This is a genomic window from Providencia sp. JGM181, from assembly GCF_018257375.1.
GTDB lineage: Bacteria > Pseudomonadota > Gammaproteobacteria > Enterobacterales > Enterobacteriaceae > Providencia > Providencia lanzhouensis.
This window is the reverse complement of the sequence record NZ_JAERJY010000069.1, coordinates 1-17677: the sequence shown is the minus strand read 5'-3', so window position 1 is coordinate 17677 and position 17677 is coordinate 1. Positions and strand designations below refer to the sequence as shown.

The 17677-nt window shown below is 40.9% G+C and carries 17 protein-coding genes and 3 tRNA genes; 15 read left to right on the top strand and 5 right to left on the bottom strand.

Annotated elements, in window-relative coordinates; all coding sequences use genetic code 11:
- The first annotated feature begins 326 nt into the window (after nt 1-326).
- From JK188_RS10435 to JK188_RS10385, 11 genes are all read left to right on the top strand, one after another.
- The gene (locus JK188_RS10435; protein WP_211885283.1) at nt 327-1880 is read left to right on the top strand and encodes an AbgT family transporter; all 1554 of its coding nucleotides are present in this window, start codon (nt 327-329) and stop codon (nt 1878-1880) included.
- Nucleotides 1881-1896: 16 nt separating this feature from the next.
- Nucleotides 1897-3129 (top strand): peptidase T, encoded by a 1233-nt coding sequence (gene pepT, locus JK188_RS10430; RefSeq protein WP_211885284.1) that lies wholly within the window; start codon nt 1897-1899, stop codon nt 3127-3129.
- A 229-nt stretch (nt 3130-3358) separates the two neighbouring features.
- Nucleotides 3359-4045 (top strand): LuxR C-terminal-related transcriptional regulator, encoded by a 687-nt coding sequence (locus tag JK188_RS10425; protein WP_211885285.1) that lies wholly within the window; start codon nt 3359-3361, stop codon nt 4043-4045.
- Nucleotides 4012-5844, top strand: coding sequence for an excinuclease ABC subunit UvrC (gene uvrC / locus JK188_RS10420; protein ID WP_211885286.1), 1833 nt, complete (start codon nt 4012-4014; stop codon nt 5842-5844). The genes JK188_RS10425 and uvrC overlap by 34 nt, the downstream gene beginning before the upstream one ends.
- A 56-nt stretch (nt 5845-5900) precedes the next feature.
- Nucleotides 5901-6449 carry a CDP-diacylglycerol--glycerol-3-phosphate 3-phosphatidyltransferase gene (gene pgsA / locus JK188_RS10415; RefSeq protein WP_006657588.1) on the top strand — a complete coding sequence of 183 codons (549 nt, stop codon included), beginning with the start codon at nt 5901-5903 and terminating at the stop codon, nt 6447-6449.
- A 164-nt stretch (nt 6450-6613) separates the two neighbouring features.
- A tRNA-Gly gene (locus tag JK188_RS10410) sits at nt 6614-6689 on the top strand.
- Nucleotides 6690-6714: 25 nt separating this feature from the next.
- Nucleotides 6715-6788, top strand: a tRNA-Cys gene (locus tag JK188_RS10405).
- A 7-nt stretch (nt 6789-6795) separates the two neighbouring features.
- Nucleotides 6796-6882, top strand: a tRNA-Leu gene (locus JK188_RS10400).
- Between the two features lie 243 nt (nt 6883-7125).
- Nucleotides 7126-7284, top strand: coding sequence for an MbeCy (locus JK188_RS10395; protein ID WP_154604110.1), 159 nt, complete (start codon nt 7126-7128; stop codon nt 7282-7284).
- A 98-nt stretch (nt 7285-7382) separates the two neighbouring features.
- Nucleotides 7383-8582 carry an enoyl-ACP reductase FabV gene (gene fabV, locus JK188_RS10390; RefSeq protein ID WP_036953705.1) on the top strand — a complete coding sequence of 400 codons (1200 nt, stop codon included), beginning with the start codon at nt 7383-7385 and terminating at the stop codon, nt 8580-8582.
- A gap of 131 nt (nt 8583-8713) precedes the next feature.
- Nucleotides 8714-9916 (top strand): nicotinamide mononucleotide deamidase-related protein YfaY, encoded by a 1203-nt coding sequence (locus tag JK188_RS10385; protein ID WP_211886386.1) that lies wholly within the window; start codon nt 8714-8716, stop codon nt 9914-9916.
- Between the two features lie 68 nt (nt 9917-9984).
- On the opposite strand, the gene JK188_RS10380 is transcribed toward JK188_RS10385, so the two are convergent.
- On the bottom strand, nt 9985-10404 hold the full coding sequence (locus tag JK188_RS10380; protein WP_211885287.1) for a DUF5339 family protein: 420 nt from the start codon (nt 10402-10404) through the stop codon (nt 9985-9987).
- 301 nt (nt 10405-10705) lie between these two features.
- On the opposite strand from JK188_RS10380, the gene map reads away from it, so the two are divergent.
- The gene (map, locus tag JK188_RS10375; protein ID WP_211885288.1) at nt 10706-11476 is read left to right on the top strand and encodes a type I methionyl aminopeptidase; all 771 of its coding nucleotides are present in this window, start codon (nt 10706-10708) and stop codon (nt 11474-11476) included.
- 258 nt (nt 11477-11734) lie between these two features.
- Nucleotides 11735-12541: a bestrophin-like domain gene (locus JK188_RS10370; RefSeq protein ID WP_181478465.1), complete on the top strand. Its 807-nt coding sequence runs from the start codon at nt 11735-11737 to the stop codon at nt 12539-12541.
- A 59-nt stretch (nt 12542-12600) separates the two neighbouring features.
- On the opposite strand, the gene JK188_RS10365 is transcribed toward JK188_RS10370, so the two are convergent.
- From JK188_RS10365 to JK188_RS10355, 3 genes are read right to left on the bottom strand one after another with little or no spacing between them, the layout of a single operon-like run.
- On the bottom strand, nt 12601-13857 hold the full coding sequence (locus JK188_RS10365; RefSeq protein ID WP_006659411.1) for a PTS ascorbate transporter subunit IIC: 1257 nt from the start codon (nt 13855-13857) through the stop codon (nt 12601-12603).
- Between the two features lie 11 nt (nt 13858-13868).
- Complete coding sequence (locus tag JK188_RS10360; protein WP_006659412.1) at nt 13869-14156, bottom strand: PTS sugar transporter subunit IIB; 288 nt, start codon at nt 14154-14156, stop codon at nt 13869-13871.
- Between the two features lie 20 nt (nt 14157-14176).
- Complete coding sequence (locus JK188_RS10355) at nt 14177-14623, bottom strand: PTS sugar transporter subunit IIA (protein WP_211885289.1); 447 nt, start codon at nt 14621-14623, stop codon at nt 14177-14179.
- Between the two features lie 236 nt (nt 14624-14859).
- Between JK188_RS10355 and JK188_RS10350 the strand changes: the two genes are divergently transcribed.
- Nucleotides 14860-15894: a LacI family DNA-binding transcriptional regulator gene (locus JK188_RS10350; RefSeq protein ID WP_211885290.1), complete on the top strand. Its 1035-nt coding sequence runs from the start codon at nt 14860-14862 to the stop codon at nt 15892-15894.
- 222 nt (nt 15895-16116) lie between these two features.
- Complete coding sequence (locus tag JK188_RS10345) at nt 16117-17010, top strand: endonuclease/exonuclease/phosphatase family protein (RefSeq protein WP_211885295.1); 894 nt, start codon at nt 16117-16119, stop codon at nt 17008-17010.
- Between the two features lie 54 nt (nt 17011-17064).
- Here JK188_RS10345 and JK188_RS10340 read toward each other — a convergent pair whose 3' ends face one another.
- The gene (locus JK188_RS10340) at nt 17065-17352 is read right to left on the bottom strand and encodes a hypothetical protein (RefSeq protein ID WP_036953682.1); all 288 of its coding nucleotides are present in this window, start codon (nt 17350-17352) and stop codon (nt 17065-17067) included.
- Nucleotides 17353-17677 lie beyond the last annotated feature (325 nt).

The following is a 17677-nucleotide window of genomic DNA, read 5'->3' as shown; positions in this document are numbered from 1 at the left end:
TGCTAATACAGAAAAACTAAAACGAGAATAATAATCTTTAGATTAATTTATCAATTACGCTATGGGGAATAATAATCATTTCCTTTAGCGTGAGGTTAAATAAATAAAAAAATGACTTAAGCAATATAAAGCGAGAGTAAGCATAAGCTAAAATAAAATTTCAGGCAGTTGAATTTCGAATAAAACTAATAATATAAGCATTATTAACTAGAGAGATTAGTTGATTTTTATTCTATTAAAATAAAGCAAGAAAGTGTTTTACTTTTCTAAATGGGTTATTTACTGTGATAAAGTTTCTATTCTAATAACATAAGTAACTTGCAACTATGACAACTAAAACACTCCCCCAGAAAAAGGGTTTTTTAAATCGTGTTGAGCGCATCGGTAACGTTATGCCAGATGTGACAATGCTATTTGTTTACGCCCTAGTAATATGTTGGTTTTTATCCTATCTACTCTCATTTGTAGATTTCAGTTATCACCATCCTATTTCTAAAGAAAAAATTTCCGTTATTAATATGTTTCAGTATGAAGAAATCATATTATTTGTGACATCAGCGGTTAAAAATTTTATTAATTTCCCTCCTCTCGGAATAACAATTGTTGCAACCTTAGGTATTGGGATTGCAGAAAGCAGCGGCTTTATTAATACCGCGCTGAAAAAAATGCTTTCTTTTATTTCACCTAAAATGTTGACTCCAACAGTTGTTTTCGTCGGGATTGTCTCTCACGTTGCTTCTGATTCAGCCTACGTTATTTTGATGCCAGTCGCAGCAATGATGTTCTATGCCAGTGGTCGCCATCCTTTAGCGGGAATTGCAGCGGCATTCGCTGGTTTAGCAGGGGGATTCACGGCAAGTTATACGCCATCGATTATTGACCCGATTATGCAGAGCTTTACGCAAGATGCCGCGCAAATGTTAGCGCCAGGCTACAGTGTAAATGTACTGTGTAACTATTTCTTTAGCTTGGGCGGAACCTTCGGCGTTATTTTTACTTGCTGGTTTATCACCGAAAAGATCGTAGAGCCGTGGTTAAATAAAAACGCTCCAATCACCAAATCTGACGTTGATACTGATGCTGAGCAAGATTTAGGTAAAATCACACCGCAAGAGCACCGCGCATTCCGTGTTGCGGGATTAATGGTGATTGCATTAGGCGTGGGGTTATTTGCGCTGTTATGGCCTGAAAATTCACCACTAAGAGGCCCAGATGGCAGCTTAACTAGCCCGAAAGCACCAATTATGCAAATTGTTGTGCCATTATTGTTCATCTTCTTTGCACTGCCGGGCATAGTGTATGGCTATATGACTAAATCTTTCACCTCGACCAAAGATGTGGTTAAGGCGATGGAAAATATTACCAAGTCACTGATCCCATTTATTGTGTTTGCTTTCTTTGCAGCGCAATTTCTGTATTCGTTCCAACACTCTAACTTAGGGACATTATTAGCCTTATCGGGTGCGGAATTACTGCGAACTTTAGATATGCCATCTGGAATGACGGTATTTGGGGTGATTTTATTAACCGCCGTGTTAAATATCATGATCACGTCAGCGACTTCAAAATGGGCGATTATGGCGCCAGTTTTAGTGCCAATGTTAATGGCAGTCGGAATTTCGCCAGAATTAACCCAAGCTGCCTTCCGTGTGAGTGATTCTGCGATGAACGTGAGTACGCCAATGTTCCCGTTCTATCCACTAATTTTAATGTATTGCCAGAAATATTATAAAAATGCAGGTATCGGAACCTTATGTTCTATGATGATCCCGTTCACCATCGGTTTATTAATTACCTTAACAGCGACACTGTATCTGTTCTGGGCATTCGATATTCCAATTGGTTTTGACAGTGGTTATACATGGCAGCCTGTGCAATAAGTAAAAGGTATGTGAAATGAAAGAATTAGGTAAAAAATTAGAAGAACGTTTTTATCGCTATGTGGCCATTGAAAGCCAAAGTGATGCGGCGAGCTCTGTTGTACCAAGCACAGAAGGCCAGCGTGAACTGGCAAATCTTCTGGCGAAAGAATTAGAGAGCTACGGCTTGAAAGATGTGTATGTTGATGAACATGCCATTTTATATGGAATGCGCCCAGGTAATAAACCCAATGCCCCTAAAATTGGTTTTGTGGCTCACTTAGATACTGTTGATGTCGGTTTATCTCCGGTGATCAAGCCGCAAACTTTGAAGTATGAAGGTGCGGATTTATGCTTGAATGCGCAGGAAGATGTGTGGTTTAAAACCGCGGAACACCCGGAAGCCGCCGCTTATGTGGGCGATGAAATTATTTTCAGTGACGGCACCAGTGTTCTGGGCGCGGATGATAAAGCGGCCATTACCGTTGTCATGGAGCTGATGGATAAACTGCAAAACGCAGATTTTGATTGCGGCGATATCTATGTGGCGTTTGTGCCTGATGAAGAAATTGGTCTTCGTGGCTCCAAAATCATGGATCTTTCTCGCTTCAAAGTGGATTTTGCTTACACTATCGATTGCTGTGCGCTCGGTGAAGTGGTTTTTGAAACCTTTAATGCGGCTTCTATTGAAGTGGAAATTAAGGGGATCACAGCTCACCCAATGTCAGCGAAAAACGTATTGTTAAACCCAATTCGTGTGGCACATGATTTTATTGGTTGTTTCGATCGTTTCGATACGCCGGAACACACTGAGCACCGTGAAGGTTACTTCTATATCACAGATTTAGCGGCAAACCCGAATGAAGCAAAAATCAAAATGGCGATCCGTGATTTTGACCGCCCAAGTTTTGAAGCTCGTAAGCGTTTCATTGCTGAAAGTATTGAACTGATTCGTACTCGTCATCCACGAGCGAAAGTGGAATTCAAAATTGATGATGTGTATAGCAATATCAGCGATTCAATCGGTGAAGATCGTACAGCGGTAGATATTATTCTCGAAGCGTTAAAAATTCATAATATCGAGCCAAATATCATTCCAATGCGTGGAGGCACTGACGGTTCAGCGCTGTCTGCTCGCGGAATTGTGACACCAAACTATTTTACGGGTGCGCATAACTTCCATTCTCGCTTTGAGTTTTTACCAATAACTTCATTCGAGAAGAGCTATTTAGTGTCTGAAACTATTTGCCGCCTTGTTGGGCAAAAGTAGTTCATACTGGATTTAGCTTTAGCTCGTTAAAAGTCAGAATATTAAAACCGATAGCTGCTAATTATTTAGCGGCTATTTTTTTGAAAGAAACTCATTCAAGTTTTAAATGTTAATTAATGGATTATAACTAGAATAATAGTTTTAAATATTGATTTAAAAAGAAGATATGACTTATTAATTTTTTCATTTATTATCCTCCCATTATGGCTGCAAGTAATAGGAGAGGTATTTGATTAATATAATAATTATTGATGATAGTAATATTTCGATTCGAGGTATTGAAGCGATACTCATTCGAAATACTCGCTATAAAGTTGTCGCAACGTTTCCTTCTTTAGATCCGGTGATCACGTGGAACCGGCAAAATAAAGCAAATATTATTTTGATTAATCGGGAACATTGCCATTTCGATTCATTGAAAACCTTCACGACAATCCGTCGTACTCAACCTGATGTAGGGCTCATTATCTTCAATGTGCGTCATAATGATATGTTTGTTGTGAAAGCGTTGGATATTGGTATTTTTGGCATACTGAGCGCTAGTATTGCAGAAGAAGAGCTAATTGAAGCCTTGCAAATCGTGAATGCGCGTCAACGAATTATCTCTCCTGATATTGCTCAACAACTGGCTTTACAAAGATTAAATCAACGTGAACAGCTAGATATATATGAATTGCTTTCTGCAAGAGAGCTGGAAATTATGCTCATGATCACAAGAGGGCTTCCGGTTAAGCATATTGCGGAGTCATTATCTTTAAGCCCTAAAACGGTAAATACCTATCGATATCGAATGTTTGGTAAACTTAATATCAGTAGTGATGTAGAATTAACACATATAGCAATCGGTTATGGTTTAATTACCGCAAAACAGGGTTCATCAGGGTGGAACAACAGTTTGATCCAAAAGTTTTCTTAAAAACAGTCACAAACCAACCCGGCGTTTATCGTATGTACGACGCTGGGGGAACAGTGATTTATGTTGGGAAAGCGAAAGATCTGAAAAAAAGGTTATCGAGCTATTTCCGTGAGAATGTCGGTAGCCGCAAAACAGAGCAACTCGTCAAGCATATCGCCTCTATTGATGTGACGGTAACCCATACCGAAACTGAGGCGCTACTGCTGGAACATAACTATATAAAGCTGTATCAGCCTCGTTATAACGTCTTGCTACGAGATGATAAATCTTATCCTTATATTTTTCTGAGTAGCGAAACACATCCTAGAATTTCAAGCCACCGAGGTGCGAAACATGGGAAAGGTGAATATTTCGGCCCATTCCCAAGTTCTTATGCGGTACGTGAAACCTTAGCGGTTATGCAAAAGCTGTTTCCCATTCGCCAGTGTGAAGATAGCGTTTATAGAAACCGTTCAAGACCTTGTTTACAGTATCAAATTGGTCGCTGTTTAGGGCCATGCGTGAAAGGTTTAGTGACGGACGAAGAGTATGATCAGCAAGTCAACTATGTCCGTCTGTTCTTAACGGGGAAGGACAAGCAAGTCTTAACTGGGTTAGTCGAGCGCATGGAAAAAGCTAGCCAAGAGCTCCGTTTTGAGGATGCCGCGCGTTTTCGTGACCAAATTCAAGCCGTGCGCGCGGTAACAGAAGAGCAATATGTGTCGGGCGGTGATGATGACCTTGATGTTATCGGGGTCGCATTCGATTCCGGTTTGGCTTGTGTTCATGTTCTATTTATTCGCCAAGGAAAGGTTTTGGGTAGTCGCAGTTATTATCCAAAAATTCCGGCGGGGACTTTATTAGAAGAAGTAGTGCAAACCTTCTTAGGGCAGTTCTACTTACAAGGCAGTGAAAACCGTACATTGCCAGGGGAAATATTAATTGATTTCCCATTGACGGAAAAAGAGTTACTGGCGGAATCGTTGTCTGGTATTGCTGGTCGTAAAATTAATATTCAAAGCCAGCCACGAGGCACCCGTGCTCGTTATTTAAAACTGGCTCGAACTAATGCATCCATTGCGCTATCTACCAAGCTAGCGCAGCAATCGACGATTCAACAACGCATGGCTGCGCTGTCAAAAGTCGTGAATATAGAAAATATTTCGCGCATGGAGTGTTTCGATATTTCCCACACGATGGGGGAGCAAACTGTAGCTTCTTGCGTGGTGTTTGATAAAACGGGTCCTGTGAAATCAGAGTATCGTCGATACAATATTACGGGGATCACACCTGGGGATGACTATGCGGCGATGCACCAAGTGCTGACTCGCCGTTATGGTAAACATCTGGATGAGAGCAAAGTTCCCGATATTATCTTTATTGATGGTGGTAAAGGGCAACTGGGTCAAGCGCGGGATGTCTTTGATTCCCTTGAAGTAGATTGGGATAAAAACCATCCTTTATTAATTGGGGTTGCTAAAGGTAGCGATCGTAAAGCAGGGTTGGAAACGCTGTTTTTAAAACCCGAAGGTGAAGGTTTTGCGCTTCCGCCTGATTCGCCAGCATTACATGTGATCCAGCATATTCGTGATGAGTCGCATAACCATGCGATTACGGGGCATCGCCAGCGCCGCGCGAAAGTGAAAAATACCAGTGCGCTTGAATCTATCGAAGGCGTAGGGCCAAAACGTCGCCAAATGTTATTGAAGTACATGGGAGGATTACAACCTTTGCGTAATGCGAGCATAGAAGAGATCGCAAAAGTGCCCTCGATCTCATACGCGCTGGCAGAAAAGATTTATAATGCATTGAAACAGTAGATATCTTAGGGCAACATACTAAGGTATCCGTCTTGGACAAAGAGTTAGTGAGCGCGATGAAATTAAATATACCAACGTGGTTGACCTTATTCCGTGTCATCCTGATACCGTTTTTTGTATTAGCGTTTTATCTTCCTGTCAGTTGGGGACCTTTTGCTTGTGCGCTGATTTTTGTGATCGCCGCTGTGACGGATTGGTTCGACGGATTTTTAGCGCGTCTATGGAAGCAAACGACCAAGTTTGGTGCTTTCCTCGATCCTGTTGCAGACAAGGTTATGGTTGCGACAGCGTTAGTCTTAGTGACTGAAAGCTACGATGTTTGGTATGTCACTTTACCCGCAGCAACCATGATTGCACGTGAAATCATTATCTCTTCACTCAGAGAGTGGATGGCAGAAATTGGTAAACGTAGCAGTGTGGCTGTCTCTTGGATTGGTAAGTTCAAAACTACCGCGCAAATGATGTCGCTGGTGGGCTTATTATGGCGTCCAAATCCGCTGATCGAACATCTGTCTATTGCTCTTTTATATGTGGCTGCAATTCTGACTTTCTGGTCAATGTTCCAATATTTAAAGGCTGCGTGGGGCGATTTGAGCGAAGCGTGATCGAAATGATTGAAAAAACAGCGAACGATCCAATTATTTCAATAATTGTATTGACTCGATAGGTGAAATCAGTAGAATGCAACGCATCGAACGGCAACGTGGTTTACGAAAATAAATAAGTAAATCAGCCAGTTTGAGAGCAGAAACTGAAAAGTGAAGCTTAAGCGGGAATAGCTCAGTTGGTAGAGCACGACCTTGCCAAGGTCGGGGTCGCGAGTTCGAGTCTCGTTTCCCGCTCCAAATCTTGAAAAAGACTAGGGTGTAAGGCGCGTTAGCAAAGCGGTTATGCACCGGATTGCAAATCCGTGTAGCTCGGTTCGACTCCGGGACGCGCCTCCAAATTCTAGCCCAGGTGGTGAAATCGGTAGACACAAGGGATTTAAAATCCCTCGGCTGTAAGGCTGTGCGGGTTCAAGTCCCGCCCTGGGCACCATACAAAACTTAACTGAGTTTAATCAGTAAGTTAGAAAAAGAAGAAGCCACCCAATGGGTGGCTTTTTTGCATTTGAATATAAAAATAATTATCAGCTTTTCAATGGGGTTTGTGAATCCAATTTTTTTGTCATTTTTCTCCCATTTTTATCAAGATCCCGAAAGACTAAGTAAAAATAAGTAAGTCAGACCCATCCCACCCTGAACTGTGCCAATATCTGCGTTTTAGAAAAAGGAGAGGGTGATGTCTAATATGAAAACTGAAATTGTGGTTGTCCGCTTAACGAAGCATGAGCGTGCGATGTTAGATGCAATAAAAACCACGCCATTACTTGCTGATTGGTTGAAAGCGCTCGCTTTTTCTCAAGTAGAACAGCACGAAAAGAGTCAAAATCCTAAATAAACTGGTCTGTTCACTATGTTTCTTGCCTATACATCTTAAGTATAAGATGAATATCAGGTATATTAGTGTTCGATTGTAAGCTACCAAGAAAAATTACTATGATTATCAAACCTAAAATTCGTGGTTTTATCTGCACTACAGCTCATCCAGCAGGCTGCGAAGCCCATGTTCGTGAGCAAATTGCCTATGTGAAATCTCGTGGTGAACTGAAAAATGGACCGAAAAAGGTTCTGGTAATTGGTGCATCCACTGGTTATGGTCTGGCTTCACGCATCAATGCGGCTTTTGGCAGCGGTGCAGCGACCATCGGTGTTTTCTTTGAAAAACCGGGCAGTGAGAGCAAAACAGGTTCCGCAGGCTGGTACAATGCCGCTGGTTTTGACAAAGCAGCGAAAGAAGCGGGTCTGTATGCGAAAAGCATCAACGGTGATGCATTCTCCAATGAATGCCGTCAAACCGTAATCGACTTGATTAAACAAGATTTAGGTCAAATCGATTTAGTGGTTTATTCACTGGCTTCTCCAGTGCGTAAAATGCCTGAAACGGGTGAAGTTGTACGTTCAGCATTAAAACCAATTGGTGAACCGTACAAATCTGTTGCGCTGGATACCAACAAAGATGTGCTGATCGAAGCCGTTGTTGAACCTGCCAACGAGCAAGAAATCGAAGACACCGTGAAAGTGATGGGCGGTCAAGATTGGGAATTGTGGATGAACGCATTAGCGGATGCTGGTGTTCTGGCTGACAATGCTCAATCCGTTGCTTACTCCTATATCGGTACTGATTTAACGTGGCCAATCTACTGGCACGGTACATTAGGTAAAGCGAAAGAAGATTTAGATCGCGCAGCCCATGCTATCAATGAAAAAATGGCGAAGAAAGGCGGTTCCGCACATGTTGCTGTACTGAAATCTGTGGTCACTCAAGCATCTTCAGCAATTCCTGTAATGCCTCTTTATATCTCAATCGTGTTCAAAATCATGAAAGAGCAGGGCATTCATGAAGGTTGTATCGAGCAAATTCAACGTCTGTTCGCAACTAAATTATTCAGCGGTGAAACACCAGAAACTGACGAGAAAAACCGTCTGCGCCTAGATGACTGGGAACTGCGTGATGATGTGCAAGAAACTTGTCGTCAAATCTGGAAACAGCTTAACGACGACAATATCAATGCACTGACTGACTATCAAGGTTACAAAGCTGAATTCTTACGTTTATTCGGATTTGGCTTAGATGGCGTTGATTACGAAGCAGACTTAAGCGGCGAAGCTAATTTTGAAGTGAAAGAATTAGTTTAATAAATAGCTATCTATTTCGCTGAAAACCCCGAGCGCTGGTAAACCGGTTCTCGGGGTTTTATTTTTTTCGCTCTAGGATAATAATGACCAAATTGGCTTTTCATGGTGAGCCTCAAAAAGGGAGCGCAGGGATGTTGATTGTAGAAATGTTAAGTACTGGTGATGAAGTGCTGCATGGGCAAATTATTGATACCAATGCGGCGTGGCTAGCAGATTGTTTGTTCCAGCAAGGATTACCGCTGCATAGCCGCACCACGGTCGGTGACTCTCTTGATAGCTTAGTGGAAACATTTATCGAGCGTAGCCATCATGCAGATGTGATTATTGTTAATGGTGGGTTAGGCCCAACGAGTGATGATCTCAGTGCCTTAGCGGCTGCAACGGCTGTGGGTGTCCCCCTCATTGAGCATCCTGAGTGGATTGCGGTAATGGAGAGCTATTTCACTGCTCGAGGGCGTGAAATGCCAGCTACCAATCGTAAGCAGGCCATGTTACCCGCCAATGCCGAACTTATTGATAATCCAGTGGGAACCGCTTGTGGTTTTGCAATGCATCTTAATGATTGTTGGTTCTTTTTTACACCGGGCGTTCCTTCTGAGTTTAAAGTCATGGTCAATGAACAGATCATTCCTCGTTTACGTCAAAAATTTACGTTACCAGAGCCTCCAATTTGTTTACGTCTAACCAGTTTTGGTCGTAGTGAAAGTAGTCTTGCAAGGCAGTTTGACCCACTTGAGTTACCAAAAGAGTGCGTGTTGGGTTACCGTTCTTCAATGCCAATCATTGAATTAAAATTGACCGGGCCGGCAAATCAACGCGATGTGATGGAGCAAGTTTGGCAAGTCGTGAAAGCGGGTGTTGGTGACAATAAAGTATTTGAAGGCACGGAAGGTATTGGTGCGTTAGTACGAGAATCACTTGAACAACAACAGCTTTCAGTTGTGACACACGAACAGTTCAGTGCCGGCTTACTCTATTGGACATTGAATGCAGCAAAAGTGCCTGTCACTCAAGGAAATATTGAAAAATCAGCAGCGCATTCAGATTTGGCAGCCTTAGTCCAAACTGCAAAAAATAATCGGTCGCTAAATCAGCGTGAGATTGGTTTAGTCATTGGCGAATATTATGATGGAACTTTATCTTTAGCATTATCCACCCCAACAGGCAGTTATGCTCAGTGCGTAAATTATTTACCTCGCAATCACTCAGAACTGGAAAAACAGCAGGTTAGCGTGATGTTGATGTTGGATATGTTATCTCGTTGGCTAGATGGTCGCCCAATCATTGGGGATTATGAATGGTTAGAGCAAATTCAAGTGATGGAAGTTAACTAAAGTAATTAATGTACCGCTAGGATTATTTGCAAAACCACCCTCAATGAAAAGAGGGTGGCTAATATTCATTATTCAGTGGGCGAGATAGTTTCAATCATAAAATTAAGCCCAGAAATCCCTTTTTCACAGGCTTTATCTTGAAAAACAGAAGGGGCTTTTTCAATTTTACGTTTTAATGCGGTAATTTGATTGGCATAAATATCTGCGCCTGCAATGTCTGGGTTATCTTTCAAATATTCGATAAACACATCCACATTCTGATAAAAATAGTCGCAAGGTTTATCTGTGACATCAATCTTAGACAGATTTTTTAAAGAATCAGGTAAAATATTATCTTTGGCCAACTCAATATATTCACCATCTTTCACTTGTTGAATTGCGTTATCCACCTTCGCTTTTAAATTAAATAGCATCACAGCGACAGAGATCAGCGCAACGAGTAAAACAGCATTGGCGGCTAAACTAATACTCAGTAAATATTTTTTCATTTGCTCCCTCAAATTAGTCTCAATAACTGATTAATAATGTAAGAAATTTAAATTTTCTACTTAGTAATTTAGCAGCAATGATTCTAGCTGTAACTAAGACAATCCTTGAAGCTTAGCAAATCATCGCGTATTTATTTTATGCCGTTTTGTGCCTTTCAATAGTGGAGTGCTTTAATGGGATGAAGCGATACGTTATGATCATACCAATTTATAGTCATAACCAATTTTATGTTAAGTCAGATTTTTAGCACGTTATTTAACGAAAAGCTGAATACGTGAACGGCAGTTTAAAGGAAACTCAATGGACAATATCACGATTAAAAATGTTGAAGAGATAGAATTAATGCGAGAATCTGGTCGATTACTTGCTAGCGTTTTTAAAATGTTGGATGAGTTTATCGTTCCCGGAATATCCACAATGGAAATTAACGACAAAGTCGAAAGCTATATTGTGAATGAACTTCAAGCGCGTCCAGCCAGTAAAGGCCAATATGGTTATCAATATGTTCTAAATACATCAATTAACGAAGTCGTGTGTCATGGTGTGCCAAAAGTCGATGAAATCTTAAAGCCAAAAGATATTATCAACGTGGATATTACCCTTGAGAAAAATGGCTTTATTGCTGACTCAAGTAAAATGTATGTGATGCCAGAGGCTTCCCCACTTGCCCGAAAATTAGTGAAAGATACCTATAATGCAATGTGGGAAGGGATCAAGCAGGTAAAACCAGGTGCTACGTTAGGTGATATTGGATCAGCTATCCAACATCATGCGGAATCAAATGGCTATAGCGTCGTTCGTGAATATTGTGGGCATGGAATTGGTCGAAAAATGCATGAGGATCCGCAAGTATTACATTATGGAACCCGTGGACGCGGTGTGGTTCTAAAAGAAGGTATGACATTCACCATAGAGCCAATGATCAACCAAGGTGGCATGAAAATAAAAACCAAAAAAGATGGTTGGACGGTCGTGACGCGAGATAAAAAGCTTTCTGCGCAGTCGGAACACACCATCTTGGTCACTAAAGATGGTTATGAAGTACTGACTTTGCGTGATGAAGAGCGCTAATTCGATTTAGTTCTAATACAGTTTTGCAAATCGCCATATTCACCATAAATGGAATATGGCGATTTTTTTCATTAAGCTAAATTTAATGCTTAAATTCTGAAACTATTCATTTATTGATGTCATTTCAACTTAGGTTATCGTTATTGGATAACAGACCTGAAGCTTATTACTAAAATACCCACCAAAAAGGTAATTTACATAGATATTCCGCATTTGATCATGTTATATATCGGCAAATAAACTTTTTTGGTGCCACGCATGTTTAACCTCTCTGAGTTAATTAACGATACGCCCATTGATTCTATTCTTTTATTTATTGTCACCTTCATTTTATTAATTATTTCTGCGTATATTGGAAAATATATTTTTAAACGCCGCAGTGCTCATGAAGAGCTAGCGGATGATGAGGCAAAAATTATTTTAGGCGCGATTTTGTCGTTATTGGGTCTGTTGATTGGCTTTGTATTATCGATTTCCATCAATGGTTATAACAACCGCCAGCAAACAGAAGAAAACGAAGCAATTGCGATTGGAAATGCTTATCAACGAGCACAATTACTCAGCGGTGATGAACGAGCAGAAGCCTCATTGCTTATTCAACAATATCTTGAAGCGCGCATCGAATTTTTTAAATCGGGAGTGAGTGATGAAAACAGCCAATGGCGAATGACCTCCCTGACTAAACAGGGGCAACTCTGGGAAATCGGTGTGAAACAGGCTCAAGAATCGCCGAACCCTGTGGTCTCTTCGGTTTTATCGGCATTTGGTGATTTATATGTTTCTCAACAAAAAACCATGGCGAGCTGGCGACACCAAATCCCGAATGCTGCTTGGTTTTTACTGATATTTTTCGCTGTCTGCTCGAATGTCTTGATAGGTTATAACATTCGAGGAACAAAAGGTAAAAACTGGCTTATTGTTATTCTGCCATCTTTGACAACATTGGCGCTATTTATGATTGCAGAAATTGATATCCCAGGAGAAGGGGTGATCCATGTTACGCCGGATGATTTACTTTTATTGCAGGACTTCTTATTTAAGGATGGTGCTTGGCTGGGAAAGTAAGTTAGGCAGTGCAGGAATGATGGAAAACCCTCTGAGTATAAACTCAGAGGGTTGAAGGATTATCGAACGATAATACCTAATAAAATTCCGATAGCGCCGAAGTCAGCGTCACTAAAGGTCGTATTTGCAATACCGATGTCGCCGAGGACTGGAAGCAAGAATACAGGTAAGAAGGTAATTAACAGACCTTGAGCAAAGGCACCAAGGATAGCACCACGGCGTCCACCCGTAGCGTTACCGAATACCCCAGCCGCCGCACCTACGAAGAAGTGTGGTACAACTCCCGGAATAATTACCGTCATGTTCAGTGCATACAGAACAAACATACCTAATACACCCGCTGCAAAGCTGCTTAAGAAGCCAACTAACACCGCATTCGGCGCGTAAGGGAAGACCACAGGGCAGTCTAATGCAGGTTTTGCATTTGGCACTAATTTATCAGAGATCCCTTTAAATGCAGGAACGATTTCGGCAATAACCATACGCACACCTTGCAGAATGATGTAAACACCCGCTGCAAAAGTAATGGATTGCATCAACGAGAACATGAACCAGTTTTTACCACCGCTCACTTCACGAACAAAATCACTGCCTGCAAATAAACAAGTAATGATAAAGATGATGAACATAGTGAACGAAATAGCGACTGGTGTATCACGCAGGAACAATAAGCTTTTTGGCACATTCATATCTTCAGTAGAATGTTCTTTATTACCAAATTTGCTACCGATAAAGCCTGCTAACACATAAGAAATAGTGGAGAAGTGACCAATTGCCACATCATCAGAACCAGTGACTTTTTTCATGTACGGGTGTGCAATCGCAGGGAAGAACACCATACAGAAACCGACAATCAGTGAACCGACAGCAACTAGCATGGTTCCTTCCATACCTGCGGTCGCTAAGATAACCGCAATCATCATGGACATGAATAAAGTATGGTGACCTGTCAGGAAGATAAATTTCCATGGGGTCAGGCGAGCAATCAAGATATTGATTAACATCGCAAAGAACATGATCATTGCCATTTCACGACCGAAGCTTTTTTGTGCAATAGACACGATTGCTTCGTTGTTCGGCACGACACCATTGATACCAAATGCGTGTTGGAAAATCGCGGAAAAATCACCTAAAGAGCTGACAACTAACCCTGCACCGGCACCTAAAATTACAAAACCCATGATGGTTTTGATGGTGCCTTTAATGCATTCAGTAACAGGTTTCTTTTGGGCAATCAGACCGATAAGTGCGATCAGACCGACGAGCACCGCCGGTTCAGAAAGCACATCTTGCATCAGAAAACGAAAGAATTCCATGAAGCCTCCGGTTACATCGCGCCGAGTTTCTGTAAAGCCACGCTCAGACGTTCTTTCATCGCGACTTTATCAATCATATTTTCCAGAGCAACAATTTCGCCGCCAACTTGTTGAGCAACTAACTGTTCTGCAATATCGGTGGTGCCGACAAAAATATCGCTGACAGTGCCTTTTGCAGAGCCTAAGTCAACGTGGTCAACATCAGCCGCAACTTGCAGATCTTTTAAAATTGTCTTGATGCTCATTTCCATCATCAGACTTGTACCTAAACCATTTCCACAAACAACAGTGATTTTCATAATATTTACCTATGACTCAATTATTCATATTTAGCGATGATTTTAAGGATGTCATCTACGTTTTCTGATTGCATGATGCTATCAATATCTTCTTGGTTATCAAAAAGTTCAGCCAGTTTTGCAATCGCACCGATATGGCTGTTGCTGTCTGTTGCTGCAAGAACAATCAATAACTTAATTGGATCGTTACCTTCTGAACCAAACTCAACCCCTTGTTTAATGACCGTTAAACCGAGAGATAACTGGTTAACACCGTCTTCAGGGCGGGCATGTGGCATTGCAATGCCCGGGCCTAATACATAGTAAGGGCCGATTTTTTCGTGGGATTGAATGATGGCATCAATATAACGAGGTTCGATGAATTTATTATTAATTAAGGGATTACAGGCAATTTTTATTGCATCACGCCAGTCATTGGCGCTGTCAACCACCTGAACCACATTCGGGGTTAGTAACGTAGTTAGCATTGGCTTGGCTCCTGGTAAAAAAGAAATTCTATTAGATGTTTTAGTAATGGAATGAATAGTAGTGATCTATGGTAGCGCTATCTAGCTGAATTGTTCATTTTCGTGATAGCGCTATCATTTTGGCTAAATATCGTTAATAAAATCATTTTTAGTGCATTTGGCTGTTAATTAACAAATCGGAGCTGTGGTAAGTTATCGTCGTTGAATAATAAGTTTAGACGAAACAAAGTAATTTCATGCAGAAAACCCGAAAAAGAAAGAATACAGGCAGAGTCACATTACAAGATGTCGCGAAATATGCGGGGGTCGGTTCAATGACGGTATCGCGTGCTTTGCGGACACCGGAGTTAGTCTCGGATAAATTGAGGGAGAAAATCAATGAAGCTGTTGAGGAGCTCGGTTACATTCCCAATTCCGCTGCGGGCATTTTAGCGTCAGGTCAAAGCCGAACAATTGCAGTATTGATCCCATCATTACGAGACAATGCAAGCTCAGTTTTTCTGCAAGCTTTACAAGAAGTCTTGAACAAAAATAATTATCAAGTGGTGATTGGTAGTCACGATTATCAGCATAAAAAAGAGTCTGAGGTGTTACTCACGCTGTTGCAAAGTAGCCCCGCCGCATTAGTGATTTTTGGTGCAATGAATTCTGAAAGTGCTTTGGGAACTCTGAATAATTTGCCAATCCCCGTAATTAATGTGACGGGGGATCCTGCTCATCGCTTTACACTCAATATAAAAAATAATTTAGGGGAAGCAGTCAGTTTTCTTACGAATTATTTGCTGCAAAAAGGTCACCAGCGTATCGGCTATATTGGTGCGCAAATGGACAGCAAAATGCAGGGGCAACAACTGAGTGGTTGGAATAACACACTGTTAAAGCATAACTTGAGCGCTGAGCAAAGTATTACGACGCCATACGTGGCCACCATGGACTTTGGGCGGCAGGCAATTAGTGAAATGTTGACCCGTCAACCAGAATTAGAAGCCGTGATTTGTAGCCATGAAATGATAGCGTTAGGAGTCATGTTTGAATGTCAGCGGCGGCTAATCAAAATTCCGAAGATGTTGGCCGTGGTGTGCGTTGAAGGGTCGGGAAATTGCGATCATATTCATCCATCGCTCACATCTGTGCGCATTGATTACAGTAAAATGGCACGAGAGACTGCGAAGAAACTCTTAAAATGGTTAGGGAATACTGAAGAAAGCTTTGCCAATATTCAGGATGAAATTGTCTTCCCTTATAAATTTGAGGCAAGGCAAAGTGGCTAGAAACCACTGCATTTGTTGCACTACATTGTGTATCCGGTCACAGAATCACGTAAAGGTTAAAAGTTATTTTTAATCTCGAAATAAGAATGCTGTAGAGGTCACTGTTTATTTATTCTTCTGTGCTAATTTCCTCCTTATATCTATCGTGCATGTTCGGATTTTATGCAGAGATAGATGCTTTGTTTAACTTGAGATAGTTATTACTCTGGGGATAAGTACATTATGAAATCAATAAAAACACTCGTGTCTGCCGCAATTTTAATTTCGTGTGGCGCGACAGCGGCAACAACAGGTTCTGAAGTTTTAATGGTACAAAATGGCGGAACGCCGAATAAGGTGTATTCTGCAAATAAACCAACGATCAAAGTTGCCACTTATAATATTGGTAAAAATGAGTTGGCGGCGGATGTCGCTAATTTAGATGAATTGAGCAAAGCGATCGCTAAGATTGATGCGGATGTTATTGTCTTAACTGAAATTGACAATAAAACTGCACGTAGTAAGAAAGTGAACCAACTAGAGGAAATTGCCAAAGCGAACAAAATGGATTTTGCGTTTGGTAAGGCACTCGATTTTGATGGTGGTGAATATGGTGTAGGAATTTTATCAAAATATAAAATTGAGAAATCCCAAGTCGTGAATTTACCATCAGGCGGAGCAGAACAGCGAGTGGTGTTGTTATCGCAAATTACCAAGCCTGGTTTTGACTCACCCATTATTATCATGGGAACTCACTTAGACTGGCAGAAAGATCCTACCATCCGCATAGGCCAAGTTCGCCATATTCTCGATGCGACGATTGGTGATACCGAAACAGGTTTTGATAATATTGCTGCCTCTATCAAAATCCTCGCAGGGGATTTTAACTCAACCGCAAAAGAGCAACCTATTCAGGAAATCAGCTATTTTTGGGATCCGGTTGAGAAAAAAGGGGTGAATTATCGCACATGGCCTGCCGTTAACCCTGCCATAGATATCGACCATATCTTTACCTATAAAGGTCAGGTTTGGGATGTGAAAACCATGACAATTCCAACAGACAGTAAAGACTTTCAATGGTCAAAAGTCAGTGACCATTTGCCGGTTATTGCAGAACTTGAGTTACAAGAACAGTAAGTTATTGGGATAGTGGACAGGCCTCTATTTGAGGTCTGTTTTTATTAGAATCACTTACTTTTGCAGTAATTTTTGGCGCTGAATATAACGGACTTGAGCTATCCCTAAGTACTCTTCAATAGCGGCGTAAATGCGTGAGCTTAATGCGTGAAAATCCGCTTCATTTTCTAAGGCGGGTTTAGTTAATATAATGAATTCATACATAAATTCTTTAATTGTCGAGAATTTATTGGCGACGTTTTCATAGTAATATTGATAAACATAGGACTCTTGAGAATGGCTGAGTTCGGTATTATTTTTGATGTTGTTGGTTGCCAACAACAGTAGTTGTGTATTTGTCATGATGGGTCCTATTTTTGTTTTTTTGAATAGTACACAAGTTACTATAAATCTTTTATCAAAATTAGTCGGATGATTTTAGTTTTTGGTTTTTAAATTAACCCTAAAATCGTATTTTCCATTATATCATTATGTTAGCAATTTATTTCTCTGAAAGAATGTTGAAGGGTGAAAGTCAGAATTTAATCCTTGTAAATATTAATGGAATTCTATCATATTAAAAAATATGAAAATGAATATTTCATCAGATGATCTCTCTAACAAATCTGAGGTTTTCCTTACTTTTTGCATGTAATGGCCGGGTTTTCGATGTCCTGCATCATACATT

What these genes read in the sequence shown, in the direction of transcription:
- JK188_RS10435 (WP_211885283.1), top strand. Translation starts at nt 327, where the DNA reads ATGACAACTAAAACACTCCCCCAGAAAAAGGGTTTTTTAAATCGTGTT.
- pepT (WP_211885284.1), top strand. Translation starts at nt 1,897, where the DNA reads ATGAAAGAATTAGGTAAAAAATTAGAAGAACGTTTTTATCGCTATGTG.
- pgsA (WP_006657588.1), top strand. Translation starts at nt 5,901, where the DNA reads ATGAAATTAAATATACCAACGTGGTTGACCTTATTCCGTGTCATCCTG.
- JK188_RS10395 (WP_154604110.1), top strand. Translation starts at nt 7,126, where the DNA reads ATGTCTAATATGAAAACTGAAATTGTGGTTGTCCGCTTAACGAAGCAT.
- fabV (WP_036953705.1), top strand. Translation starts at nt 7,383, where the DNA reads ATGATTATCAAACCTAAAATTCGTGGTTTTATCTGCACTACAGCTCAT.
- JK188_RS10385 (WP_211886386.1), top strand. Translation starts at nt 8,714, where the DNA reads ATGTTGATTGTAGAAATGTTAAGTACTGGTGATGAAGTGCTGCATGGG.
- JK188_RS10380 (WP_211885287.1), bottom strand. Translation starts at nt 10,404, where the DNA reads ATGAAAAAATATTTACTGAGTATTAGTTTAGCCGCCAATGCTGTTTTA.
- map (WP_211885288.1), top strand. Translation starts at nt 10,706, where the DNA reads ATGGACAATATCACGATTAAAAATGTTGAAGAGATAGAATTAATGCGA.
- JK188_RS10370 (WP_181478465.1), top strand. Translation starts at nt 11,735, where the DNA reads ATGTTTAACCTCTCTGAGTTAATTAACGATACGCCCATTGATTCTATT.
- JK188_RS10365 (WP_006659411.1), bottom strand. Translation starts at nt 13,857, where the DNA reads ATGGAATTCTTTCGTTTTCTGATGCAAGATGTGCTTTCTGAACCGGCG.
- JK188_RS10360 (WP_006659412.1), bottom strand. Translation starts at nt 14,156, where the DNA reads ATGAAAATCACTGTTGTTTGTGGAAATGGTTTAGGTACAAGTCTGATG.
- JK188_RS10355 (WP_211885289.1), bottom strand. Translation starts at nt 14,623, where the DNA reads ATGCTAACTACGTTACTAACCCCGAATGTGGTTCAGGTGGTTGACAGC.
- JK188_RS10350 (WP_211885290.1), top strand. Translation starts at nt 14,860, where the DNA reads ATGCAGAAAACCCGAAAAAGAAAGAATACAGGCAGAGTCACATTACAA.
- JK188_RS10345 (WP_211885295.1), top strand. Translation starts at nt 16,117, where the DNA reads ATGAAATCAATAAAAACACTCGTGTCTGCCGCAATTTTAATTTCGTGT.
- JK188_RS10340 (WP_036953682.1), bottom strand. Translation starts at nt 17,352, where the DNA reads ATGACAAATACACAACTACTGTTGTTGGCAACCAACAACATCAAAAAT.